The sequence below is a fragment of the Sorangium sp. So ce124 genome (assembly GCF_051525235.1).
GTDB lineage: Bacteria > Myxococcota_A > Polyangia > Polyangiales > Polyangiaceae > Sorangium > Sorangium atrum.
On record NZ_CP150312.1, the window covers coordinates 4274018 to 4300100 of the forward strand.

The following is a 26083-nucleotide window of genomic DNA, read 5'->3' on the forward strand; positions in this document are numbered from 1 at the left end:
GGCATGGTCGTCCGCGGCCCCGTGCTAGGGCTTTGTCGAGGGTGGAAGGAGCCGAGAAGCGTGAATGGCGATGCGGTAGGGCCTGCGCCACGCGAGCCAGGCGACGTCGTTCGAGCGGATCCCGTCCTTCTGAGGCCACTTGACGTCCGGGGGGACCTTCACGCTCGTGCCGTCGCGCACGCCGACCTTCGGCAAAGCCTTGTCGAGGTCGATGTAGTTGAGCCCGGCCAGGTCGGCTTCCCTGGCGACGAAGTGCCCCCACTCGAGGGCGTCTCGATCGACGGTGTCCGCCGTGAGCCGCGGGCCGGTGTACGGCTCGAGCCCGAACTGCGGGGCCGTGTGCTGCTGCTGGATGACGAAGAAATAGCCCGCGCTGCCCCTGGACCCGTCGCGATCGTCGGCGGGGGGGCTCTTCACCCCGAGCGCCTTCTCCTGGTCGAACGGAAAGCCGAGGAAGGTGGCGTCCGGCTTCAGCGTCGCGCGGAAGATCGGGTACGTCTCGCTCGCCTTGTCGTCGAACACGTGCGCTGAGCCGCTCCACCGCGCCGGCACGGCGTAGATCACGGTGTGTGGATACCGGTGCAGGAGGTCGCCGCGGATCATGAGGAGCAGCGTCCCCGCGCCGGGGCGCGCGCCGCCGTTCTGCCCGAGCGGCCTCGTCCAGGTGTGGATCGGCAGGATGTCCGGCGACGGGGAGTCCGCCGACAGCTTGTCCCAGAAATAGCGAAAGAACGTGGCGCGGCGGTCGGTCGGAAACTCGTTGAACAGCAGCATCCGCGCCATCTGGTAGCTGAGGCCCACCATGAACGCCTCGATGAACCTCGGGTTGCTCTCGAGCAGGGCGATGGAGTTCGGCGGGACACGGTCGGCGCCTGAGAAGAGCCAGTCCGCCGAGAGGTCGCCGAGCGCCTCGTACATCGGGAACTCGAACTCGGGCGCCGCCGTGACCGGGTTGAGGACGTCGGCCGTGGTCGACTGGGTCACCGTGACCCGGCTCGCGTCGAACCGGAGGCGCTCTGCCGTCGCCCGCTCGATCGTCACCATCGGGTCGAGCTCCGCCCTCGCGGCGGCGACGGCCTTCGACAGGTCGAAGGCCTTCTTCTCCTCCGCGGGCGCGACGCTGTTGAAGGTCTCGTTGATGTCCTTCATCATCGCGACGATCGCCGCGCGGAAGCCCGCCGCGCCCATGGCCTCCGCCGTGTCCTTGGCGCCGGCCGCGGGCAGGGGAGTCGACCGGAGAGTCCACGCGTTCGCGACCGGGGGAGTGGCGTCCGTCCACCCCTTGGCCCAGTGCGAGGTGCCTTTGCTCACGCCGGCGAGATCCTCGGTCCAGGCAAAGGTGTCGTGCACAGGGGCCTTGTGGTTCCGATCGCCGTAGGCGTCGCCGTCGGGGTTCTCGATCGTCCTCGGGCCCACCACGTAAGGGTTCCAGGGTTGGCGGAGATCGGTCGAGTCCTGCCAGCGTACGGTGAGCCTCCCATTGAGGAGGTAATACATCGTCACGCCGAAGTTGAAGTTGCGCCAGTCGAGGAAGTAACCGTAGAAGAGCGGAAGCGTCGCGGCTTGCGGCATCGACGTCGGCGGCAAGAGAGAGGCTTCCGAGGACGCCGTCGGCCGCGCCTCCGCGGAGACCGGGGCAGCAGCGCCGGGCTCGACGGCCGGAAGGCCGTTGCGGGCGCGCAGGGGTGGAGCGACCGAGAGGCTGCCGGTGTTGAACCGCGCGAGCACCTGACGCTCCATCCGCTGCTCGGGGGTCTCGAGGTGACGCTCCTGCCGACCGGCGACAGGCCCGTTGAGCCGCGCGAGCCGCCGGAACGTCGGTGACATCAGGCTGGCGGAGAGGCGGCTCCCTTCGAGGTCGAGCGGCACTGCTCGCGCCGTCAACCCGAGGACGTGGTCGAGCGCCGCTGGATGGAGCTCGCCGCCGCCGAGGGGCGCTCGCGGCTCGGGCAGCGCGGCGAAGCGCGCCTCCACCGTATCTGCCGGCGTCGGCTCGGAGGCGGCCGGCCGCGAAGGTTCCGGCGTCCGCGCCCGCCTCGCCGGCGCGCCGGGGGCGGCGCGTCCCGCGTCGCCGGCGGGCGGTCGCACCTCGGCCGGCCCGCCGGGGGACGCGGGCGCGAGCGCGGCTGTCGCCATGGGGAACATGCGCGCATAGAGCTTCATGGAGAGCTCGCGGCTCAGCTGCGCATAGCGGAGCTGCTCGTTGACCTTGCGGAGCTGCTCGACGGCGCTCCACGCCCCGGCGAGGAGCTGTTCGCGGTTCCGCTGGACGACCTGTGTTCCGAGCCCCGCCGCGACGCGCATGCGCGGGTCGCTGTTGAGCTCGTTGAACCAGTCCGGCGCGGCGCTGAGCGTGGCGCTCAGAGACTGGAGCGAGGCAGCGCGGTGCCATCGCCCATAGAGCGGCGGAGCGACGCGGGCGTCGTTCACCGCGGTCGTGGACGTCCCGGCGATCTGCAGGGCCGGATCGTTCAGGCGGCCGGCGAGCCCCCGCACCCACGCTTCGAAGCCGGCGCGGTACGGCGAGCCCGCCGCCCGCTTGAGGGCGTCGCTGGCGAGCGTCGTCCAGTCGGTCGGATCCGCGCCGGGCCTCCGGATCGCCGAGGCGAGCGGCAGGGGGTTCAACGGTGGCCTGGGCGCGCTCGCGCCCCAGCTCGGCGCGAACGCGCTGATGTCGAGCGCGCGCTGCCCGAACCCGTCGGGGAACTGGCCGTCCGGCGGCCACGCCGCGAGCCGCATGACGAGCGACTCGAAATCGCCCTCTCCGCCCGTCTGGAACCGCCATTGGTAATAGACCGGCAACGTGTGGTTGGCGGGCGACCTCGCCGGATCCCAGGCCGGTGTCATGCCGTCGGGCGCGGCGCCGAGGGGAAGGCCGAGCCCGGCGAGCCGCCCGCGCATGAAGGCCGGGACGAGGAAGCAGGTATAGGCGGTCTTCGGCTCGAGTCGCCGGGGGCAAAGGAGCCGCGACACCGCGCGCGAGGGGTCGTCGAGCGCAGCGACCAGCGCCGCCCCCGGCGAGCGGCCGTCGCCGGTGGTCGCCGCGCTCGCACCGACGTTGAGGACCTGCGTATGGCAAAAGGCCCACGACTGCTTCAGATCGGGGAGCTTGCTCGGGTCGATGACCGTCACCTGCGCCAGCCGACCGTCGCTCCTGGCGGGCGGCGTGTAGGTGTATTCGGTGCCGTCGTCCTTCAGCGCGATGAGGCACAGCCAGGGGCGCAGCCGGTCCGCGCTGGACGCGCTCGCGGGCGTGTAGCGCCACGGGAGATCCGCCGGGCCGAACTCGATGAGCGGGAAATAGTTCGTCTCGGCCTCGAACACGTCGGGCGCCGGCCACGTCCGCACGATCGCGCGGGTGTCGAAGGCGGAGATGTCGCCCGGACCGTACAGGGAGAGCTCGATCGCGGTGGTCGATCGGTCGGCGCCTCCGGCGACCTCCCCGCCGTCGTTGAGCTCGACGCCGACGACGAAGGTGGCCCGCCCTGTACCCGCGGTGTCCGTGCCGTCGTCGACGCGGGAGATATGGGTTCCGATACCGCGGCGCAGCCAGGGGATGAACAGGTAATTGGAGTTCATGGTGGAGCTCACGCAGCCTCGTTGCCCGAAGCGTTGATGTCGTGCACGTTGATGACGCGGAGGGTGCCTCGCGCCTCGGGGTGGCCAGACAGGTATTCTGCGAGCGCCGCCTGGGCCAGCCCTTTGCTCGTCGCCGCCGTGATCGTCGTCGGGGCCTTCGACGGCCACGCGACGATCGTGTAGGCCTCGTCCTCTATTTGCACGAGCCCTGTGGCCGCGGGCGCGTACTTGCCCATCCCCGTCGCCGACAGCGAGGCGCGCGCCGACGGCCCGAGTCCCGAGAGGCAACTGGCCCTGTTCGCGGCCAGCGCGTAGCGCGTCCCGCTCGCGCGAGCGGCGAGCGCGGCGCCGGTGCCGGCCGCCTCGGCGCCGCCGTAGGTCGTGGTCAGGTACTCGACCGGAAGGCTCACCACCGCGCCCAGCCGTGTGGCCTCGCTCGCCACCGTGAAGCCGGCCTGCATCTTCACGAACGATGGCCCCGAGAGCTTCTCGTCGTCGGGCAGGTCACGGTACTGCGCGGGCGCGAAGTCCTCCTCCAGCGGCTCGTACGGCGTCACCTCACCGCCCAGCGTCACCTTGGTCAGCGTGTAGTGGTCGGGCCCCGTGGGGGTGGCCTCGTTGAACCTGGTGATCTGCCGGTTGAGGGGGAGCACCTTTTGCCGGAGCGACACCGCGCCCACGGGGTCGACCAGCACGGGCGCCGCCTTGCCCTCGGGCGCCGAGAAGCTCACCACCGACGCTGCCTTCGGCGGCAACAGCCCCTCCCAGTTGCGGGCGTCCTGCAGCGCCGCCTTGAGCGCCGGCCAAGGATCCGTCGCCGGCAGCGCGTTCTTCTGGTCGTCGCCGAACGTCACGTCGACGCTCACCGCGATCTCGAAGAACAGGACCGTCAAGCTCGCCTGTCCCGTGAGGTGCCAGGGCGTCGGCCCGGACAGCGCCCCTGCCAGGTGGATCCCGAGCAGCGTCAGCGACCCGAGCTTGACCGACAGCCCCGCCTCGAACTCGATGAGGAACGAGAAGGGCGAGAAGATGAAGAGCGCGTCGAAGCTCAAGAACCCTTCGATCGTCGCGACCTCCAGGGTGACGTGGAGCGCGAGATGGGCGCCGAACTGCAGCGAGTTCGAGGTCAGCGCAAAGTAGGCCTCGAGGCTCAGGTGCACGACCCCTTCGAGGTCGAGCGAGATGCTGAGCCGCTTGAGCGAGGGGAACCCGACCGGCGGCTGGAAGTGCGGGTTGAACCCGCCCAGCGAGAGCGCGAAGCTCGGGTCGTCGCCCCACGTCAGCCGCATCGCCATGTCGCCGGCGATGTTGAAGAGCGCGACGCGCGAGTCGTGCAGGCTCGCGTCCATGGAGAACAGCTTCTTCTCGAAGTCGATGATGCCGGCGACGTCCAGGTGCAGCTCGACGACCGCGGCCTCCTTTGCCGGGAACGTCGCGTCGAGCTTGCCCAGGATCGCGATCCGGACAGGCCACGGGAGCTCGAGGATGACGCCGAGCTCGGCCTCGACCCAGAGGCCCCAGCCGAGCCGGACCACAGGCCCGAAGACGTAGCGGCCCTCGGCGGGAGGGAAGATCATGCGCAGGTCGGTGATGATCTGGGCGGCGCGCTTGATCGGGTCGCGGGGGAAGAGGATGCTGTCGAGCGACCCTTTGCGGACGCCGTCCTGGAGCGCCTGGGTAACAAGGGTGCGGTTGATGCCGCACAGGCCGCCTACGCCGTTCAGCGTGAACCCGAAGCCGAGCTGGATGGGAGTGAACTCGACGGCGATGAGGATGAGGAAGGAGAAGCCTGGCTTGCCGTCGGGGAGCTTGGTGTCGAGCAGGCCGATGGCGGTGACCTTGACGCTGTAGAGGGAGAGCGCGAGCACGCCGGCGTAGCGCCCGTTGTCAGGGTCGAACGAGATGAAGCCGCCGCCGGAGACGGGGCCGGCGTCGATCGCGATGCCGATGCCCGATGGCGGCTTGAAGCCGAACTGGAGATCGAGATCGCCGAAGGTCCCTGTCTTTCCGCCGCTGGGTACGGGCACGAGGGCCAGCTTGACGCCGAGCCGCTGCACGCTCGCCGCCACCGGCCCGAGGGTGGCGCGCGCATCGAGAGCGACGGTCAACGCCGCGCCGCTCCCCGAGACGCCCAGGTCCACGTAGAGCGTCTCGAGCTCGAGCGCGCCGCCGAGGCTCACGTGGAGCGGGATGACGAGCGCGATACCAGCCTTGCCGCTGAGCGCGAGGCCGGTCTTCGACGACCACGTGATCGCCCCTCCGAAGTCGAGGCTCTGCGGTTTGTCGCCGAAGACCTTCCTGAGGAACCCATCGCCTTCCTGCAGCTGAATGACGAGCCGGATCGTGGGAGGATTCGCTCCATCACCGGTGCCCAGGCGCAGGACGAACTCCGGATCTGTGATCGCTCCGCGCACGCCTGCGGCGACCAGGACGCCGCCCACCTCGACGCGGTGCGATCCAGGGCTGCCGACGAGGAGCCATGGCTTGCTCGGGCGGCCGGAGAGCGAGAGGATCGCGTTGATGGATCCGGTGCCGGTGACGAGCTTGATGGAGTCGGGGCGCACCTCGAGGCCGAGGCCGCCGTCGAGCTCGAAGCCCCCGGCCAGGTCGAGGGAGAAGATCGGCGCGCCGTCGGCATCTCCGCCGCCGTCGGCATCTCCTGCGAACGAGCCGCTCACGAGAGGGCTCAGGAGGAAACCGGAGGGCGGCTCGGTAGAGGCGAGCCCCTCCGGGATCGGCAGGAGCGATACGCCGAGCATCGCGCCGGACTCGCTGGCAGCGAACGGGACGGCAAGCTCGCGGACCGCGGGCAGCGCCGGGTTGGTAGAGGCGTAATAGCTCGTGATGAGGGCAGACGGCGCGTCGCGGAGGCGGGCCGGCACGCCCGCCGACCAGAGCAGCCTTTGCAACGCGTTCCACAGCCGCCGGTGCGCAAAGGGCTCGGCCGGATCGTTCCAGTGATAGATCGAGCGCAGATGCGCCTCGGGGTCCGACAGCAAGGTGCCGAGCCGATCCCAGTACAGACGCCGGCGCTCGTAGGTGATCCGCCCGGGCGCTGCGGCGGGCACCTGCTCGACCTCGGCGATCCCCAGGAACACGATCGCGCCGAAGGCGATCGGCTGCTTTCGCTCCAGGTAGCCGAGCAGGAGATCGTCGACCAGGGCGAGCGGGGCATCCTGCCAGAAGCCGCTCTGGTCCAGCGGGTAGGGCAGACCCGTCGGCGGCGTGGTCGCCAGCTTGCGCACGGCGTCGATGATCGGGACGAGCGCGCCAGCGAGGTCGGCGGCGAGCTTGAGGTCGTCGCCGGTCCCTTTCTCCAGCTCGTCGGCGAGCGCCTCCGCCGCCTTGAAGAGGTCCCCGATCGCGAAGGCGGCCTGGATCGCCGCCATCGACGAGTCGTCCACGCTGCTCACGCCGTAACCGAGCCGCCTGAGGAGCGCCTGGAACGCCCCGAGGCTCGAGAGGCTGTCGGCCAGCGGATCGAGCGCCTCTTTCAACGCCAGCGCGAGTGATCCCAGAAAAGACGTCATTCAATCCTCCGCACGCTCACGGGTCTGGCGGATATTTGTTGAACTTGTGACTGCTGTTAGAAGGCGCAGGCAGGGCGGTGGGGCTCTCGAGGACGAACGAGAAATCGACCAGCGCTTTGGTTGCCTCGATTCGGTTGGGGAAGAGCTTCGAGAGCCGAGGCGCCATCAGGTCCCCGAGGCGACAGCCCCAGAACTTGGCGGACGCGTCCTTCGTGAACAGGGCTGGCGAGAGCGTCTTCTCGAGAGTGACCGATGAGATCACCACCTCTGGCTGAGGTAGCTCGCCCTTCGTGTTGTACCAGCCGTACTGGAGGAAGAAGGCGTTGTCTTCCGTCGGCGTGCCAGCCTCTATGTACCCCGAGTGGCCGATGTAATCGATCCGCTTGATCTTCACCTTGGTTCGGTCCACCGAGGGGGTCGCCCTCCACTCTTCGGGGGGCGTCCTGCGGTAGTAGGTGGACGCAGCGACGTGGGTGCGCGTGTCGCTCAGCCGATCGTTCCGCGTCCACGGGGCACCGGCCCAGGTGCCCATGGCGAGGTAATCGAGGAGATCTTGCTCGTTGCGGAGGAGAAGCAGCTTGACGAGGACGTTGCGGAGCGGCGGCCCATACCGGACGGGCGTACTGTCGTGGCCGATGAGCCGGTACGGCACGTCCTGAATGTGCTCCAGGTAGGCGACAGGGGACTGCGGCCGCCTGTAGAATCCCCCGTCGAAGAGATCGACCCCGTGAACGTCGACCTCTGCGACGGTGTTCATGAAGATCTCGAAATCGATGTCGTCTTCCCGCATCGAGGGGATCGGGGGCGCCGTCGAGTGCGCGGGGACCCTCACGGCCGGGGCCCCGGTCCCCTGCTCACTGATGCGGTAGGAGGAATCATAAGGGAATTTGTTGTTTACCCAGGCCTTGGCAAAGTGCCGAGGGTTGTAGGGCGATGCAGCCCAATCCGTCGCCTGACGAAGAAGATAGGGCGGCAAGTACACCACGATGGTCGCGATGTCTCCAGGCTGCGGCTGCACCTGGCGTGTCTCGAAGAGCTTCACCGCCGTGTAGAGGAAGTTTGCCCAGTAGAGATCGTGGGTGACGGTCCGGTCGGGGGCGTTATCGAGCTTGCGCACGCCGCCGGGGCCATAGATGTATTTCTTGATCTCGGCCTTGGCGGTGCTCTTGGGGGCTTCCTCCGGTGCGTCGTTGTCTTCGTCGACCGCGTGGAAAAAACCGTTGAACATGTTGGAGGGGCCCCCGACGATGACGACGTACTCCTGCGGGGGACGATGACTCTTTCGCGTGATCTCGATTTTCGTGCCCATCGCTCGTCCTCGCAGGCCCATCGCGCGTCGGAGGCAGCAAGGTCGTTGCTCCGCTCGCCGCTACGGCAGCCTTCCTTGGCGTCTCGGTGGATCGCCGCCGGAGGCCCCGGCTTGTGACCAACTTTCTGACGACGCGCCTTTGTCGCGGCGCGTCGGTCAGGTGTATGCTCGCGCCCGGGTCGCCGAACGATGATCCGCTCCAGGGACGAGGACGAGCAGGACGCCGACGAAGGCGGGTCCGCCATCGACTCCCTCGTCCGGGATGTCGTTCACTTCTCCGAAGCGGAGCTCTGCGCCGGCGAGCCCGATCGGATCGGAGCCCGGATCGGCGGCTTCGAGATCGTCGCGCGCGTCGGCGCCGGTGGGATGGGCGTCGTCTACTCCGCCGAGGATCTGGAGCGCCGGCGGAAGGTCGCCCTCAAGGTCCTGCCGGCGGCGCTCGTGGCCGACCCGCAAAGCATCCGCCGCTTCACCGCCGAGGCGGCGGCCCTCGCCTCGCTCGATCACCCCGCGGTCGTCCGCTACATCGCGCACGGCAAGACCGCTGACGGCGAGGGGTTCCTCGCCATGGAGTGGCTCGATGGCGAAGACCTCGCCCGGCGTCTCCGGCGCGGTCGGCTCGGCATCCAGGAGAGCAGGGCCGTCGGGCTGCGCGTCGCCGCGGCGCTCGCGGCCGCGCACGCGCGGGGGATCATTCACCGTGACATCAAGCCGTCGAACGTCTTCCTGCGCGACGGCGACCCCGAGCAGGCCACGATCCTCGACTTCGGCGTCGCGCGGCTCGAGAGCTCCGCGCTCCTCACGGCCAGCGGCGCGACGATCGGCACTCCGGGCTACATGGCCCCCGAGCAGGCGCGGGGCGAGGCGCACGTGGACGCGCGGGCAGACGTGTTCTCCCTCGGCTGCGTCCTCTTCGAGTGCTTGACGGGCGAGCCCGCGTTCGTGGGCGTCCACCGCATGGCCAGCCTGGCGAGGGTGCTCTTCGACGCGCCGCCGCGAGCGCGCGACAGGCGCCCCGAGGTGCCAGAGCGGCTCTGCCTGCTCGTGGATCGGATGCTGGCAAAGCGCCCTCTCGATCGGCCCCCGGACGGCCACGCGGTCGTCGAGGCGCTCTGCGCGCTCGGCGATCGGCTGGATGCACCTCCGGCCGAGCCGCCCCGGTGCGGTCCGCGAGCGGCGTTGACCGGCAGCGAGCAGCGCGCCGTGGCGGTCGTCTTGACCCGCGCGCCGGAGCTCCAGGGAGAGCGCGCCGACGACCACGGCGACGCGGAGATCATGAAGGCTCGCGCCGACGATCTCCTCCGGCGCGAGGCGAGGCGCCACGGCGGCCATTTCGAGCGTCTCGTGGACGGCTCCGGGGCAGTGCTGCTGACGCGTACCGCCCTGGCCACGGATCTGGCTGCCCAGGCGGCGCGCTGCGCCCTCGCGCTGCGCGCACACGGGGCGAGTCGGGTGATCGCGCTCGCCGTCGGGCAGGACCAGGCGGCGCGCCGGTCGCTCGCGGGGCTCCCGATCGATCGAGCCGCACGGCTCGTCGGGGGGTCGTCGCCAGGGGACGCCGCCCCGAGCCTGACGCCCGTACTCCTCGACGAGATCGCGGCGGGGCTGCTCGACGCGCGCTTCGACGTGCGCGAGACCGAGCGTGGGATCGTCCTTTGCGGAGAACGTGAGCTCGGCGAGGGGACGCGCACCCTGCTCGGGAAGGCGACGCCGTTCGTGGGACGAGACCGGGAGCTCCACACGCTCGAGCAGCTCTTCGATGAGTGTCTGGAGGAGCGCGTGGCCCAGGCGGTGCTCGTGACGGCGCCGCCGGGAGCAGGCAAATCGCGGCTATTGCACGAGTTCGTCCGGTATGTCCACGAGCGCGAAGGCCTCCTGTCCAGCACGGCTCTGCGCGGCCCCACGCCGCTTTCTCCTCCGGCGCCCGCCGCGATCTGGATCGGCCGGGGCGACGAGCGAAGGGCGGGATCGGCCTTTGGCCTGCTCGGTCAGGTCCTCCGGTGCGCCGCCGGGATCCAGGACGCCGAGCCGATCGAGGTCCGGAGGCAGAAGCTCCTCGCCCGCGTGGGCGAGCGGGTGGCGGAGAGCGAGCGAAGGAGGGTCGCCGAGTTCCTGGGCGAGATCGTCGGCGCGCCGTTTCCGGCCGAGGAGAGCCCGCCTCTCTCTGCGGCGCGCAAGGCACCGCAGCTCATGAGCGACCAGATGCGGAGAGCGTTCCTCGACTTCCTCGCTGCCGAGTGTGCGGCCGGCCCTGTGCACGTGGTGCTCGAAGACCTCCACTGGGGAGATCGGCCCACGATCGAGCTCCTCGACCAGGCGCTCAGGGATCTGCGCGACAGACATCTCTTCGTCGTCGCGCTGGCTCGGCCCGAGGTGCGCGCGCTCTTCCCGAACCTCTGGAACGAGCGGCGATTGCACGAGATCCACCTCGGCGAGCTCACCCCGAGGGCCATCGAACGCCTCACTCGCCACGTGCTGGGAGAGCGCATGAGCCGGGCCGTGCTCGAGCGGCTCGTCAAGCTCTCCGAGGGCAACGCCTTTTACCTGGAGGAGCTGATCCGCAGCGAGGCGGAGGGGCGAGGCGGCGACCTGCCAGAGACGGTGGTGGCGATGGTGCAGTCCCGGCTCGGCGCCCTGGACGATGAGGCGAGGCGCCTGCTCCGGGCTGCGAGCGTGTTCGGCGAGGTGTTCTGGGCCGAGGGCGCCGCGTCGCTGCTCGGCGGCGCGGAGGGCGCTTCCAGGGTACGGGAGCAGCTCAGTGAGCTCGTCGCGCGGGAGGTCGTCGTCAGCCGCGGAGAGGGCCGGTTTCCCGGAGAGGCGGAGTATGCGTTCCGGCATTCGCTCCTGCGCGAAGGGGCCCATGCGATGCTCACCCGCGAGGATCGGGCGCTCGGCCACCGGCTCGCGGGCGAGTGGCTCGAGCAGCGCGGCGAGCCGGACGTGCTCGTGCTCGCCGCGCACTTCGAGCGCGGTCTGGAGCCGGACCGGGCAGCGTGGTTCTACTCGCTCGCGGCGGACAGGGCGCTCGACGGCTTCGACCTTGAAGGAGCGCTCTCCCACACCGCGCGTGGCCTCTCCTGCGGCGCGGAGGGACCGACGCGCGGCGCGCTGCTCGCATGCGAGGCGCTCGTCCACTTCTGGAGAGCCGATTTCGAGGCTGCGAATCGGCGCGGCGTCGAGGCGCTCCCGCTGCTCGCGGCCGGCGGACGGCGGTGGTGTCAGCTCATGGCAGCCATGTGCCTCGTCGCGCTCCAGCGGCTCCCGCCGGAGGAGTTCGCGGCGCGCTCGCGAGCGCTCTCGAGCGTCGAGCCCACCGCGGACGCGCAGGCCGATTACGTGCAAGCCGCGTCGAGCCTCGCCGTCACCTGGAGCTGCGCCGGCGCGCGGAACTCCGCGCGTGACGTCCTGGCGCGCATGGAGCGGATATGCGCCGACGCCGCGCTCCCGGACGCGAGCGCCCACGGCTGGCTGAAATACGCGACGTCCTTCCACGGCTACGTCCTCTCGGCCGATCCCTGGGGCACCCTCGTCGCATCTCAGGAGGCGATCGCCTGGTTCGAAGAGGCGGGAGACCGCCGCATGGTGGCCTGCACGCGCGCCGGGCTCGGCGTTGCGCAGGCCGAGCTCTTCGGGCTCCGGGCCGCGGAGGAGACGCTCCGCGCGGGGATCACCGCAGCGGAGCAGCTCGGAGACACCGTGAGCTTCGCGTACGTCGCCATGCACCTCTCTCTGCTGCTCGCCGAGCGAGGGGTGCCCGAGCGCCTGGATGAGGCGTCGGCGCTGGCGACAGACATCCTCAACCGGGTCCCCGGCACCACGCTCTACGGCGCGATCGCCTGTTCTGCGCTCGCCCGCGTGAGCCTGCGCCGCGGTGATCCGGTGGCTGCGGAGGCGTGCGCGCGGCGGTGCCGCGAGGCGCTCCGCGTGATGCCGGGGATGTCGCCACCCGCGTTCGTGGTGCATATCGGAGCGCTGCTCGGGCAGAAGAGGAACGCCGAGGCGCGCGCCGTGGCGGAGGAGGGCCTCGAACTCATCCGAGCGCTGGGCGGCGCCGGCAGCAGCGAGCTCCGGCTTCGCCTGGCCGCGGCGGAAGCGCGCGCGGCCGACGGGGATCTCGACGCCGCGCGCGCGGCGATCGAGGCCGCATCGAAGGAGCTCGACGCGCGGGCCGCCCGGATCGCGGACGGCGCGGCGCGGACGCATTTCCTCGGCCAGGTGCCGTCGCATGCTCGTATTCGAGAGCTCGCGCGGCAGTGGCGGGCAAACTGACGGCCGGCCCCGCGGCAGCCGATCGGGGTCGTTCCTCGGGCCTTCTTCCGCGCCTGCTCACGGCCGGAGACCGTGACGCCTGGCCAGGTCGTGAAGCTTCCGGCGCAGCCGCTCGAAGCGCTTGCGCAGCGCCGCGGCGTCGACCTGGACGCCGCCCGCCGACATGATGTCCGCCACCTCGCACCAGGGCAGCTCGCTCTCGACGCGCAGCAGCAGCAGCGAGCGCTCTTCCGGCTCGAGGCTCGCCCGGATCTCGACGAGCTTGTCCTGGGCGCCCGTCTTCAGGAGCGACGGTGTGCTCTCGCAGACCTCTTGCACGATCCTGGAGACGTCCTCCGTCGAGAGCCGCTCCTCTCGCCTTCGCGCGGTGCGGCGGCGGTGGTCCACGGCGGCGCACCACGCCAGCCGGTATGCCCACGTGCGCACCGACGCCTCGCGGCGGAAGGAGGGCAGGCTCGTCCACAGCCTCTCGGACGTCTCCGAGAAGACCTCCTGGGCGTGCTCCTCGTCGCGCAGGACGCCTCGCAGGTAGCGGAGCACCTCCGGTCCATGAGCCTTGATGATCGCGGTCGCCGCCGCCGGCCAGTCCTGCCGATCGATGAGGTCGTCGATCTGCGCCGTCGTCGCCTGCTCAGCCATCGAGTCACCTGCGAGTAGATTCGAGATTGGCCACGAAGCGCTCGCCGCGAGGCGCCTTCACTCCACGACCAGGCCGCCGGACCCCGCGCCGGCGCGCTGCGCGCTCGCTTGATGGTACGCGAGAGCATCGCAGCGGTTTCGCTCTCGGCGAGCGCCGAGCGCTCACCTGCGTATTCCGGCGTGATCCGGCCACCCGTTCCGGCGGCATCGCGCGAGCACGCGCGCCTGAAGGTGGATCCGGCGCCCATCGGAGCGCAGGCCGAGGCGCCGGTGGGCTCAGGTCGTCGTCGACCGCGCCCGCTAGCTACCGCGTGCCCACGCCCAGGAGGGCGGTCATCGAGAGCTGCTGAGGACCGTCGCCGAACCGCGCCTGCATCCTGCCGAGGATCGCCTTGCCGAACGCTTCCCATCGTTCGTCGCCCAGCTTGTCCCGCAGGAGCACCAGAGGCGCGTTCGTCCGGCAGACCGAGCGCCAGAACTCCTCGGTCGAGGGCGACTCGCGGGAGTGCTCCACCTCTCGCACCGAGACATCTCGGAACCCGGCGGCCTCCATCTCGGCGCGGAACTCGTCGGGGTCTCCGAGCGGCGCCTTGCCCTCGCCGAAGGGCAGCCCGGGCAGCTCGGCGCCGATCGCCGAGAAGAGCTCGCCCAGGAGGGGTGTCCTGTCCATCGGCGCCCAGCTCCCGACGACGGCGCGGCCGCCGGGGCGCAGCACCCGGAGGAGCTCGCGGAAGCCGCGGTCGCGGTCGGGGAAGAACATCAGCCCGAACATCGAGAAGGCGGCGTCGAAGGAGCCGTCCTCGAAGGGCAGCGCCATGCCGTCGCCGACGCGGACGTCCACCGCGAGCCCCGCGCGCGCGGCGCGCTCGCGCAGCTGCTCGACCATCGCGGGGGCGAAATCGATCGCGGTCACGCGCGCCTCCCCGGCGGCGAGGAGGGACAGGGTGCCTGGCCCGGCGGCCACGTCGAGCACGCGGGCGCCCGGGCCGACGCCGGCGAGCCGGAGCGCGTCGGCGGCATACTTCTCGAAGTGAGGGACGATGTCGGCCGCGTAGTCGTCGGCGACCATGTTCCACGCGACAGGGGTGGCGAGGGGGCTCGGAGGCTGGGTCATCGGCAGAGGTGCTACCACGTCCGCGCCGAGCGGATCCAGCCGCAGGCGTCCTGGCGCGGCGTTCCCTTGGCCGGCGCTCACGCCCTCGCGGCGAGGCGACGGCCGCCGCGCGTTCGCGCGAGGGAGATGCCGTGATGATGTGATGTGGTGATCACCGCGCGACCGCGCTCTCGCGTCGACTCGCCACGCGCGCCTGCGCCAGCGCCTTCGGCGCGCCCCTCGCGCCGGCGGGGCTCGCAGCCGCCTCCGACGAGCTCGAATCAGCATCCGAGTCCGCGCTCTGCTCCTCATCTGCCTTGTCGGCGCCGCCCTCGGCCGCGTCGTGACGCGGCAGCACGGTCCTCGCGGTCGACACGAGCAGCACGCTGGTCAGCGCGACGACGCTCGCAGATCCAGCGACGAGCACCGCGATATGCATCATTGTGCGCTGGAGGAGGCTCCCTTCATTCAACTTCCGGAGGATCTTCAACATCGTGCTACCTGCCTCGTTCGCGAGCGCCCGCTCGCTGCCAGCGTCCCTGTGACAACTCCTGCGAATGCGAGCGTCGTGCCAGCACCCATCCGCTGGAACCAGCGCATGGATCGAGGGGCTTCTTGCGCCGCTCTGCCAAAGCTGACAAGTCCGCCACCTGTACAATGGCTCATCCTGCCAAAATGACAATCCGTTCTTTGAGCGTTTGGTCACCGTGTGCACCGCGCGCGGACCGCGGGCGCCGGCGACCGTGGCAAAGGGAAGACATGCGTCTCTGACGCGCCTGCCGAGCCTTCCACGCTTTCGGGTCGCATCCTGTCCTGTCGATCTGACCAGCCTGGACGAGGACTCCGGCGCTTCGTCCACCACACCCGCCACACCACCACACGTCCGGGCTCTTCCGGCGGGCGCGCGGTCATCGCGCGGTCGTCGCGCGGTCGTCGCTGATCGCTGCCCCCTCCTGCGGGCGGTGGGGTAGAGATCGGGCCCATGCTGCTCACCCGCGCGGAAGCCACAGGATTCCGGGAGACCTCCCTGCACGCCGACGTGATGCGGTTCGTCCGCGCGCTCGAAGGCCGCAACGACCCGCGCCTGCACGTGACCACCTTCGGGACCAGCCCGGGCGGGAGGGAGCTGCCGCTCCTCGTGCTGTCCAAGGACGGCGTGCGATCCCCGGACGAGGCCCGCCGCGCCGGGCGCCCCGTGGTGCTGATGCTCGACGGGATCCACCCCGGCGAGGTGGAGGGCAAGGAGGCCAGCCTCGCGCTCGTCCGCGATCTGCTCGACGGCCGCCACCCGGACTGGCTCGACGCCCTCGTGCTCCTCGTCGTTCCTCTGTTCAACGCCGATGGCAACGACGCGCTCGACCCGCGGAACCGCCGCCTCGACCTCAAGAAGCTCACCGGCCAGCCAGGTCCCGTCGTGGGCACCCGCACCCAGAGCCAGGGCATCAACCTGAACCGCGACTACCTCCGCCAGGCCGCGCCCGAGATGCGCCTGCTCCAGCAGCGCGTGTGCATCCCCTGGGCGCCCGATCTCACGATCGACAACCACGCGACCAACGGGTCGGTGCACCGGTTCCAGATGACGGTCGACGTGCCGCACACCATCGAGTCCGGCCGCCCCGAGCCGATCGCGATGGTGCGCGACCGCCTGGTCCCCGACGTGATCGCCGCGGTCCGGCGGCGCGGCTTCGAGAGCGGCTGGTACGGCAACTTCGTCGAGGACGAGCGGGTGCTCGACGCGGACGGCGAGGTCGACCCGGCCTCGCCCGTCGGCCTCGGCTGGATGACCTACCCGCACCACCCGCGGTTCGGCTCGAACTACCGCGGGCTCACGGGGCGGCTCGACCTGCTCCTCGAGTGCTACAGCTATCTCCCGTTCGAGGAGCGCGTCCAGACCGCCTCGGCGTGGCAGATCGAGGCCCTCTCCTGGGTCGCCGCCCACGCCGACGCGGTCCGCGAGGTCGTGGCCGCGAGCGCCCGGCCGCCGGAGCGCGTCGCGGTCCGGTACCGCCTCGAGCCGACCGGGGCCCCGATCGACATCCTGACGCGGAGCCCCCGGGCGTTCGACGGCCAGCCTGTCACCCTGCGGATCCCGCACCACGCGCGGTTCGTCGGGACCACCGTGGTGGATCGGCCGCGGGCGTACCTCGTGCCGCCGGCGATCGCCGAGGCCCTGCGCCGGCACGGCCTCCGCGTCGAGCCGGCCGGGGGCATCCACGACGTCGAGGTCGCCCGGGTGGCGTCGCTCGGCGCCGAGGGCGGACGGGCGATCCTGGAGGCGGCCCGGGTCGGCGAGGTGTCGGTGCGGTGGCGCGAGGAGGCCCGGCGGGCCCCCGAGGGCTGGTCCCGGGTCGACACCGAGCAGCCGCTCGGCGCCATCGCCGTGTACCTGTGCGAGCCGGAGAGCGACGACGGGGCGGTCGAGAACGGCCTGGTGGAGGCGCCCGCCATCGGGGACGAGCACCCGGCGTGGCGGGTACGGTGAGCCCGGATGGGTCGGGAGGTCAGGGCTTCTTGGCCGCCATCGCGAACGCGATCCCATGCGAGAGGTCGCGGCGCGTGACGATGCTGCTGAGCTCCACCTCCAAGGCGATCAACGCCTGAGCGACCTCGGGCCGGATGCCCGTCAACACCACCTCGACGCCGAGCAGCCGCACCGCCTGCGCGATCCGCGCGAGCGCGCTCGCTGCACGCGTATCGAAGGCGGAGACGCCCGTGAGGTCGACGATGCATATCTGCGCTCCCTTGTCGGAGATCTTGTTGAGGAGCGCCTCTGTCAGCTGCTGCGAGCGGCGCTCGTCGATCGTGCCTATGAGCGGCAGGACAAGCACCTCATCGCAGATCGGGATGATCGGCGTCGACAGCTCGCGGAGGGCGGCAGACTGCGCACGCAGCCGATCCTGGAGCTCCTTCTGCTTGGTGATGACCTCGGTGAACATCATGATGCCGCCGATCCCCCCGCGCTCGTCATGCCACGGGAAGACCTGCCAGCGCACCCACTCGACGCGCCCGTCGGACCGCTGGAACGAGTCCTCCTCGTGGCGCTCGCTCGCCCCTGCGAGGCAGCGCTGATGGATGTCCTTCCATCGCTGCGGGATCTCGGGGAAGACCTCGTAGTGCGAGAGGCCGGTGATCTCGCGCGGCGCGAGGCCATAGTCTTCGAGCCAGCGCCTGCTCGTCAGCAGGTAACGCATGTCGCGGTCGAACAGCGCGACCGCCGCCGGCATGTAACTCGTCAGGAGCCGCACGTAGTCTGCGAGCCGTTCCACCCCCGCGTCGCGACGGCCCCTGTCCTTCTCGAGCTCGCTCACGCGCCGGCGCAGCCGCTCGATTTCCGCGACGAGCTCGTCGTGATCCCGTCCCTTCATGTCGCACGCTCCCCCCTCTGTTGCCCAGGGCGCGCTCGCGCTCTCGCGCGTCGTCGCGAGTCTATAGCGACCCCGGCCCACGCCCGCAGCCCGTCGCGCGGCTCTTGCCGCCGCCCCGCTTCGCGGCTCAAGCTGCGCGCACGGCGCGCCCCTCGACACGGGCGGCCCCTGCAGCCCCGACCGGCCTCCCGACCCAACGAGAGCCCATGAAAGACCAGATTCCCGGGTTTCTGTTCATCGACCACATCGCCATGGCGGTGCCCGCCGGGCAGCTCGACGCGCAGGTGAAGGCGTACGAGATGCTCGGCTTCCGCGAAGTGCACAGGGAGGAGGTGCGGGGCACGGATCAGGTCCGCGAGGTGATGCTCCGCATCGGCGACAGCGACAACCACGTCCAGCTCCTCGAGCCGCTCTCTGCCGAGTCTCCCGTCCAGAAGCTCATCGACAAGAACGGCGGTCGCGGGGGCTTCGCCCACGTCGCCTACAGGGTCAGCGACGTCCAGGCCGCCTTCGACGAGCTCAAGGCGCGCGGCTTCCGCATCATCGACGCGGCGCCGCGGCCGGGCTCCCGGGGCACGACGATCTTCTTCGTGCACCCCCGATCGCGCGACGACGCGCCGTTCGGTCACCTCATCGAGGTCGTGCAGTCCCATGGATGACAGGCTCTTCGCCGAGTTCGCGCCGGTCGCGCTCGCGACGTGGAAGCAGGCGCTCCACCGGGATCTCAAGGGCAAGACCGCGGACGACCTCTCCTGGGCGAGCGCCGAGGGGCTCCTCGTGCCGCCGATCTTCGCGCCGGACAGCCCCTCGCTCCCGCCGGCCACGGGCGGCCCGCTCGTGGCGTCGCTGGTCGCCGAGCTCGGGAGCGGCGCGCCGGAGCTGCGCTTCACGATGGGATGCAGCTATTTCCTGGAGATCGCCCGCCTCTGCGCGGCGCGCCTCCTGGCCGAGCTCCTGCGGCCGGGCGCCACGATCACCGCCGTCATCCCGTCGGCCGCGGTCCCTGGCGACGAGGAGCACAAGAACCTCCTCCGCGGCATCGTCGGGATGATGGCGGCCATCGCGGGCGGCGCGGACGACATCGTGGTCACGCCGCCCGAGCGCCTGCTCGGCAACGCCCGGGTCATCCTCCGCGAGGAGGCCCGCTTCGACGCCGGCGACAGCCCTGCGGCCGGCTGCTGGACCATCGAGCAGCTCTCGCGGAGCCTCGCGCGCGCGGCGATGCGGCAGCTCGGCGAGACGAGGGAGATCCCGGAGCCTGGCGCGGCCCCGTCGGACGTCGCGTCGCTCGATCACCTCGGCTTCTCCGCCGGCGCGCCGCCGTTCCTGCGCGGGCCGTATACCAGCATGTACGTGGTCCGCCCGTGGACCGTCCGCCAGTACGCCGGCTACTCGACGGCCGAGGAGTCGAACGCGTTCTACCGCCGCAACCTGGCCGCAGGGCAGACCGGGCTCTCGGTGGCCTTCGACCTCGCGACCCACCGCGGCTACGACTCGGATCACCCGCGCGTGGTCGGCGATGTGGGGAAGGCCGGTGTGGCCATCGACACCGTCGAGGACATGAAGATCCTCTTCGACCAGATCCCGCTCGATACGATGAGCGTGTCGATGACCATGAACGGCGCCGTGCTCCCCATCATGGCCTTCTACATCGTCGCCGCCGAGGAGCAGGGCGCGCGCCCCGAGCTGCTCTCCGGGACCATCCAGAACGACATCCTCAAGGAGTTCATGGTCCGGAACACGTATATCTACCCTCCGGCGCCGTCGATGAGGATCGTCGCCGACATCTTCCGTTACACCGCCGAGAAGACACCCAGGTTCAACTCGATCAGCATCAGCGGCTATCACATGCAGGAGGCCGGCGCGACCGCCGAGCTGGAGCTCGCGTACACGCTCGCCGACGGCCTCGAGTACCTGCGCACCGGGATCGCGTCGGGCATGGATATCGACGATTTCGCCGGGCGGTTCTCGTTCTTCTTCGGCATCGGGATGGACCATTTCACCGAGATCGCCAAGCTGCGGGCCGCGCGGCTCCTGTGGGCGAAGATCGTGAAGGGGTTCCACCCGAAGAACCCGAAGACCATGGCGCTGCGGACCCACTGCCAGACGTCGGGCTGGAGCCTCACCGAGCAGGACCCGTTCAACAACGTCACGCGGACGGCCATCGAGGCGCTCGCGGCCGTGCTCGGCGGCACGCAGTCGCTTCACACGAACGCGCTGGACGAGGCGCTGGCGCTCCCCTCGGACTTCTCGGCGAAGATCGCGCGCGACACCCAGCTCCTCTTGCAGCGGGAGACCGATATCTGCCGGGTCATCGACCCGTGGGGCGGCTCCTACCACGTCGAGCGCCTGACAGACCGGCTCGCGCGGAGAGCGTGGCAGTTCATCCAGGAGGTGGAGTCCCTGGGCGGCATGGTCAAGGCCATCGAGAACGGCCTTCCCAAGCTGCGCATCGAGGAGGCGGCGGCCCGCAAGCAGGCCCGGATCGACGCGGGCCGCGACATCATCGTCGGGGTCAACGCGTACAGGCTGGAGAGAGAGGCGCCTATCCAGCTCCGCGAGGTGGACAACACGGCGGTTCGCGAGAAGCAGCTCGCGCGGCTGCGCGAGGTGAAGGCCGCCCGCGCGGAGGCCGCCGTGGGCGAGTCGCTCGCCGCGCTCACCCGCGCTGCCGAGACGGGCGAGGGGAACCTGCTGGCGCTCGCCGTCGACGCCGCGCGCCGCCGCGCGACGCTCGGCGAGATCTCCGACGCGCTCGAGCGCGTCTTCGGCCGCTACGAGGCCCCGGTGCGCACGGTGAGCGGCGTGTACGGCGCGGAGATCCGCGATGCGGCCGCCGGCCGCGAGGTGGAGGCGCTCGTCCAGCAGTTCGCGGCCCTCGAGGGCCGGCGCCCGCGCATCCTCGTCGCCAAGATGGGTCAAGACGGGCACGACCGGGGGATGAAGGTCATCGCCACCGCCTTTGCGGATCTCGGGTTCGACGTCGATATCGGTCCGCTCTTCCAGACCCCGGACGAGGTGGCCCGCCACGCCGTCGAGAACGACGTGCACGTGGTCGGGGTCTCCTCGCTCGCCGGCGGCCACAAGACCCTGGTGCCACAGCTCATCGAAGCGCTCGGGCAGGCGGGCCGAGGGGACATCCTCGTGGTGGCGGGCGGCGTGATCCCGCCGCAGGACTACCGGTATCTGGAGGAGCGCGGCGTCGCGGGGATCTTCGGGCCCGGGACGGTCATCCCCGAGGCCGCGGCGCGGATCGTCCGGACGCTCCTTGGGAGCCTCTCGTCGCAGGAGGCGCGCTAGGTTGAAGGCGAGCCCTAGGCAGCTCGTCGACGGTCTCCTCGCGGGCGACCGCGCGGCGCTCGCGCGCGCGATCACGCTGGCCGAGAGCTCGCTCCCCCGCCACCAGGAGCTCGCCGAGGAGATCCTGGAGCGCTGCCTGCCTCACGCCGGCGGCGCCACCCGCCTAGGCATCACCGGCGTGCCCGGGGTCGGCAAGAGCACGTTCGTCGACGCCCTCGGCGTTCACCTCGTGCGCGACCGGGGGGAGGCGGTGGCCGTGCTCGCTGTCGACCCGAGCAGCCCTGTCCACGGCGGGAGCATCCTCGGCGACAAGACCCGGATGCCACGGCTGGCGAGCGACCCGCGGGCCTTCATCCGGCCCTCCCCGTCGGGCGGCTCGCTCGGCGGCGTGGCGCGGGCCACGCGCCAGGCCATCGTGCTCTGCGAGGCGGCGGGATACCGCAACATCCTCGTCGAGACGGTGGGTGTCGGGCAATCCGAGGTCGCCGTCGCCGACATGACGGATTGCTTCCTGCTCCTCATGCTGCCCGGGGCCGGCGACGAGCTGCAAGGCGTGAAGCGCGGCATCATGGAGCTCGTCGATCTCGTGATCATCAACAAGGCCGACGGCGGGAACGTCGACAGGGCGGCGCGAGCGCGCCGCGACTACGAGAGCGCCTTGCACCTGTTCCCTCCGGCGCCTCACGGCTGGGCCCCAGTGGTCGGCGTCTGCTCGGCCCAGGAGGGCCGAGGCGTCAGCGAGGCATGGGAGAACGTGCTGCGCCACCGCGCGCACATGCAGGCCAGCGGCTGGCTCCTGCGCCGCCGCGCGGGGCAGGCGCGCCGCTGGCTGTTCGAGCTCATCGAGGGGCACCTGCGGGAGGCGTTCCTGCGCAGCGCTGCCGTGCGAGAGCGCCTGTCCGGCGTGGAGGCGCTCGTCGAGTCGGGATCGCTCAGCCCGCTGCGCGCCGCGCGGCAGCTGCTGGAGGCCTGGGGCCAGCGCGGCCTATAAGGGGGCCCTCCCATGCGCGATGTCTGCTGGCGCTGCCGGCGCCCCCGTCCGGTCTGTTATTGCGCGCTCCTGCCCTCCTTGCCGACGAGGACCCGGGTCGTGCTCCTCCAGCACCCGCGCGAGCGGAAGGTCGGCATCGGCACGGCGCTCATGACCCACCTGGCGTTGCCCAACTCCGAGCTGCACGAGGGGGTGGTCTTCGAGGACGACGCCCGGATCGCCGCCCTCGCGAGCGATCCGACCACGGCCGTGCTCTTCCCCGGGGGCGACGCGCCCGCGGCGGGCGGGGCGCCGGTGCGCTCGCTCATCGTGGTCGACGGCACGTGGTGGCAGGCGAGGAAGATGCTCGCGTTGAACCCGCGCCTGGCCTCGGTGCGGCGCATCGGCGTGACGCCCCGCGCGCCGGGCAACTACCGCATCCGCAAGGAGCCGCGGCCCGAGTGCCTCGCCACGGTCGAGGCGGTGGCCAGCGCGCTCGGCGCGCTCGAGGGCGAGCCCGCGCGCTTCGACGAGATGCTGCGGGCCTTCACGTTCATGGTCGACCGGCAGATCGAGCATCAGGCGAGGAGCAAGGCCCCGCGGCGGCGGCGCGCGCAGGCGGCCTCGCCGCTCGCGCCGCTGCGCCCCTACCTCGCCGAGCCGGAGAGGCTGGTGCTCGTCGACGGCGGGGCCAGCTCCGGGGGGCCGGCGGGCGCGGGCGCGGCCGAGCCGACATCCGAGCTCGTCCACCTCGTGGCCTGCCGCGCGTCGGGCGAGCGCTTCGAGGCGTTCCTGCGCCCGCGGCGGCCGCTGGGCCCGAGCGTCGCGCACCAGCTCGAGGTGCCCGAGGCGCGCCTCCTCGACGGCGAGGACGCGGGCGCTGCCCTGACCCGCTTCCGCGCCTTCGTCGGCGACGGCGTGCTGGGCACCTGGGGCTCTTTCACGGTGGACGTGCTCGCGCAGGAGGGCGTCCGGCGCCCGCCTTTCCTCGACCTGCGCGACCTCTGCGCGCGGCACCTCGGGCGGCGTCCCGGCGGCATCGCCAACGGGGCGCGGGCGCTCCGGGCCGGGGAGCCGGCGCCGTGGGGCGCCGGTCGGTGCGGGCGCGCGTTGGGGTGGCTCGAGGTAGTCCTCGCGCGCCTGCTCGACCTCGCGGGGGAGGACTCGGCACCAGACAGCTAGAAAGACAAACGGGTCAAAACCGTCTGCAAACACGGATCGCGCCGGCTTGACCGTGGCCAAGGTGACCTGTACCGTCTGGCCACCTTCGTTGCGAGATTCCCTCGAGACGGCGAGCGAAGAGGAGCGAAATCCTTATGGACGGGCGGTCGTCGAACGACAGATCCAGGATGAAACAATACTTTCAATTCGGCGACGGGCCGTTCCTCAAGGGGGCCGGGACGAGGTCGCCGGAGGCGTGGTTCTTGGGCCCGAAGGCCGAGAACGCTGACGAGTTCGAGAGGCTCATCGTGGAGGCCGTCCGGGATCACTCGTTCTGGCGACGGAACTTCCACCCGCAGGATCCAACGCACATCACCGAGCAGTCCAAGCGGCACCCGTCCTACCTCCACGCGATGGATTCGCTGAAGGACAGCTTTCGGTCGCTCATGTCGTTCCTCAAGAAATCGGTGCCCTTCTTCAGCGATCGGTACCAGGGGCACATGAACTGGGATACCTCGATCCCCAGCGTGCTCGGCTACTTCGCTGCGATGCTCTACAACCCCAACAACGTCGCGTTCGAAGGGTCCACGGCGACCACGATCCTGGAGATGCTCGTGGGCGACGATCTCTGCCGGATGCTCGGCTATTCGCTGCCGGACGAGGGCGCCGGCGAGAAGGCCATTCGACCCTGGGGACACATCACTTGCGGCGGCACGGTCGCGAACATCGAGGCGATCTGGTCTTCCAGGAACTTGAAATTCTACCCGTTGTCGCTCCGGGACGCGCTGAGATCCGAGCCGAGCCTCTCGGCGGCGCGTGAGCTCGTCGTGACCACGTGCGACGGCAGGCGCGCGCTGCTCGGCGCCCTCGACGCCTGGTCGCTCCTGAACCTCAAGGTGGACGAGATTCTCGCGCTGCCCGCGCGCCTCACGCAGGAGTACGGCATCTCGAGCGATACGATCACGGCGGCGATGGCGGGCCACTCCCTCCAGCACCTGGGGATCCAGGAGCTCTACCGGCGATGTGGGGCAGACCTGCCGTGCTCGCCTGTGTTTCTCGTCCCCGCCACGAAGCACTACTCATTCCCCAAGGCAGCGGCCGTGCTGGGCATCGGCTCGGCGAACGTGCTCGATATCCCCGTGGACTGCGACGCGCGGATGAGCCTCTCCGCGCTGGAGGCGACGCTGAAGCGTTGCCTCGACGAGCGGCGGCCGGTCTACACGGTGGTGAGCGTCGTCGGGAGCACGGAGGAGAGCGCTGTCGATCCGCTGAAGGCGATCCTCGACCTGCGCCATCGACTCCAGAAGGAGGGGCTCTCGTTCACGGTCCACGCAGACGCCGCATGGGGCGGCTATTTCGCCTCGATCCTCCGCCCTGACGAGGGGCCGCGCGCGAAGGACGCGCCCTCGGGGCCTGCGGCCGAGATCGGGATGAGCAGGTACGTGACGGCGCAGCTCTCGGCGCTCGGCCGGGCGGATTCGATCACGGTGGACCCGCACAAGTCGGGCTATGTCCCGTACCCGGCCGGGGCGCTCTGCTACCGGAACTCGGCGATGCGCGACATGGTGACGTTCAAGGCCCCCTACATCGTCCACGGGGACGCGGAGCCGACCGTGGGCATCTATGGGCTCGAAGGGTCGAAGCCAGGAGCCGCGGTGGCGGCGGTCTACCTGAGCCACAAGGTCATCCGGCCCACCCGGAGCGGGTACGGGCAGCTCCACCGGAAGGCCCTGTTCAACTGCAAGAGGTTCTACGCGCGGCTCCTCTGCTTGGCTCGCCGGGAAGATCGGTTCATCATCGTCCCGGTCCCGCGGCTTCCAGCCGAGATCGGGGGCGGCGACGTGGAGAGCGAGCTGCAGTTCATCCGCGAGCGCATCGACCGACCGAGCCTCGAGGAGCTCCTGGCCGACCCCGAGGCGATGGCGGTGCTGCCGGAGCTCGGTCCCGATCAGAACATCCTCACCTACGCCGTCAACTTCAAGCACCCAGACGGTTCGATCAACACCAGCCTCGAAATGATGAACCGATTGAACAAGGCGATCTATGATCTCTTGAGCATCGCGCCCGGGGACGACATCTATCACTACCGGATGATCGTGAGCACGACGGACTTCAGCGAGGAGCACTACGGCAACGTCTTCATCGAGGACTACAAGCGGCGCCTCGGGGTCTCGGCGTCGCAGGGCTCGACGGTCACGGTGCTGAGGTCCACGATGATGGCGCCCTGGCTCCTGGAGTCGCCTGAGGGGAGCATCCTGGATGTGCTGGAGCTCGAGCTTCGCGATGCGATCTTCAAAGCGATGATGCGGGACTCGATGCTCCAGGCCTTCGAGGAGATCGACACGAATCGGGACGGCACCCTGGACGTGGCCGAGATCATGGCGAAGTTTCGCGAGAAGGGCTTCCACGACAGCGAAGTTGACGAGTTTTTGCAGGTCTGCGACCTCGACAGGAACGGCAGTGTGTCGGTGAGCGAGTTCCTCGGGGCGTTCTCGCACTTCCTGGTGAAGGCGAAGCTCTCGGGGAGAGAGGCGAGGGGGTGAGCCAGGCGGAGGCGGACCCTCGCCGCCTGGCTCGAGGCCGAGCCGGGAGCTCGCGGCGCCGCCGTGCCGCCGTGCCGCTGGGCCAGCGTCGAGCCAAGCGCCCTGAACGCCGTTGCGGCCCGAGGCGCCGCGTGAGATGCTCCGGCCGTGGCATTCATCCGGCTGCGCTGAGCCCGGCATCCTCGTCCTCCCCGTAGCCCCGGCATGGCCGGGTCGGCGTGGCGAGCGCGCGGGTGCCCGTCCGTGCCCTGTCTTCCCTCATCACGCGGAAGACCGGGGCGCGGAGCCTCACGCCCGGCAGCCCGGAAGGAGCATGCCACGCACG

At 70.6% G+C, this 26083-nt stretch carries 14 protein-coding genes; 7 read left to right on the forward strand and 7 right to left on the reverse strand.

The window, feature by feature from the left end:
- Positions 1-24: 24 nt before the first annotated feature.
- From WMF19_RS16195 to WMF19_RS16205, 3 genes are read right to left on the reverse strand one after another with little or no spacing between them, the layout of a single operon-like run.
- The gene (locus WMF19_RS16195) at positions 25-3591 is read right to left on the reverse strand and encodes a hypothetical protein (RefSeq protein ID WP_437899931.1); all 3567 of its coding nucleotides are present in this window, start codon (positions 3589-3591) and stop codon (positions 25-27) included.
- A complete protein-coding gene (locus WMF19_RS16200; protein WP_437899932.1) occupies positions 3588-7109 on the reverse strand; it encodes a DUF6603 domain-containing protein in 3522 nt (1173 codons plus the stop codon). The genes WMF19_RS16195 and WMF19_RS16200 overlap by 4 nt, the downstream gene beginning before the upstream one ends.
- 16 nt (positions 7110-7125) lie before the next feature.
- Positions 7126-8418: a hypothetical protein gene (locus WMF19_RS16205; RefSeq protein ID WP_437899933.1), complete on the reverse strand. Its 1293-nt coding sequence runs from the start codon at positions 8416-8418 to the stop codon at positions 7126-7128.
- Positions 8419-8607: 189 nt separating this feature from the next.
- On the opposite strand from WMF19_RS16205, the gene WMF19_RS16210 reads away from it, so the two are divergent.
- On the forward strand, positions 8608-12687 hold the full coding sequence (locus WMF19_RS16210; protein WP_437899934.1) for a serine/threonine-protein kinase: 4080 nt from the start codon (positions 8608-8610) through the stop codon (positions 12685-12687).
- 57 nt (positions 12688-12744) lie between these two features.
- On the opposite strand, the gene WMF19_RS16215 is transcribed toward WMF19_RS16210, so the two are convergent.
- From WMF19_RS16215 to WMF19_RS16225, 3 genes are all read right to left on the reverse strand, one after another.
- Complete coding sequence (locus WMF19_RS16215; protein WP_437899935.1) at positions 12745-13326, reverse strand: RNA polymerase sigma factor; 582 nt, start codon at positions 13324-13326, stop codon at positions 12745-12747.
- A 304-nt stretch (positions 13327-13630) separates the two neighbouring features.
- The gene (locus WMF19_RS16220; protein WP_437899936.1) at positions 13631-14440 is read right to left on the reverse strand and encodes a class I SAM-dependent methyltransferase; all 810 of its coding nucleotides are present in this window, start codon (positions 14438-14440) and stop codon (positions 13631-13633) included.
- Between the two features lie 151 nt (positions 14441-14591).
- The gene (locus tag WMF19_RS16225) at positions 14592-14912 is read right to left on the reverse strand and encodes a hypothetical protein (RefSeq protein WP_437899937.1); all 321 of its coding nucleotides are present in this window, start codon (positions 14910-14912) and stop codon (positions 14592-14594) included.
- 489 nt (positions 14913-15401) lie between these two features.
- On the opposite strand from WMF19_RS16225, the gene WMF19_RS16230 reads away from it, so the two are divergent.
- Entirely contained in the window at positions 15402-16901 is a 1500-nt protein-coding gene (locus WMF19_RS16230) for a M14 family metallopeptidase (RefSeq protein WP_437899938.1), read from the forward strand.
- Positions 16902-16920: 19 nt separating this feature from the next.
- On the opposite strand, the gene WMF19_RS16235 is transcribed toward WMF19_RS16230, so the two are convergent.
- The gene (locus WMF19_RS16235) at positions 16921-17865 is read right to left on the reverse strand and encodes a PAS domain-containing protein (protein WP_437899939.1); all 945 of its coding nucleotides are present in this window, start codon (positions 17863-17865) and stop codon (positions 16921-16923) included.
- A gap of 125 nt (positions 17866-17990) precedes the next feature.
- On the opposite strand from WMF19_RS16235, the gene WMF19_RS16240 reads away from it, so the two are divergent.
- The 5 genes from WMF19_RS16240 (at position 17991) to WMF19_RS16260 (ending at position 25758) form a co-directional block, all read left to right on the forward strand.
- Positions 17991-18443, forward strand: coding sequence for a VOC family protein (locus WMF19_RS16240; RefSeq protein ID WP_437329491.1), 453 nt, complete (start codon positions 17991-17993; stop codon positions 18441-18443).
- Positions 18436-21084 carry a methylmalonyl-CoA mutase gene (gene scpA / locus WMF19_RS16245; protein ID WP_437899940.1) on the forward strand — a complete coding sequence of 883 codons (2649 nt, stop codon included), beginning with the start codon at positions 18436-18438 and terminating at the stop codon, positions 21082-21084. Before WMF19_RS16240 ends, scpA begins: the two co-directional genes overlap by 8 nt.
- Position 21085: 1 nt before the next feature.
- Positions 21086-22075, forward strand: coding sequence for a methylmalonyl Co-A mutase-associated GTPase MeaB (meaB, locus tag WMF19_RS16250; protein WP_437899941.1), 990 nt, complete (start codon positions 21086-21088; stop codon positions 22073-22075).
- 12 nt (positions 22076-22087) lie between these two features.
- Positions 22088-23236 carry a DTW domain-containing protein gene (locus tag WMF19_RS16255; RefSeq protein ID WP_437899943.1) on the forward strand — a complete coding sequence of 383 codons (1149 nt, stop codon included), beginning with the start codon at positions 22088-22090 and terminating at the stop codon, positions 23234-23236.
- Positions 23237-23403: 167 nt separating this feature from the next.
- Positions 23404-25758 carry a pyridoxal-dependent decarboxylase gene (locus WMF19_RS16260; protein WP_437899944.1) on the forward strand — a complete coding sequence of 785 codons (2355 nt, stop codon included), beginning with the start codon at positions 23404-23406 and terminating at the stop codon, positions 25756-25758.
- Positions 25759-26083: the final 325 nt, after the last annotated feature.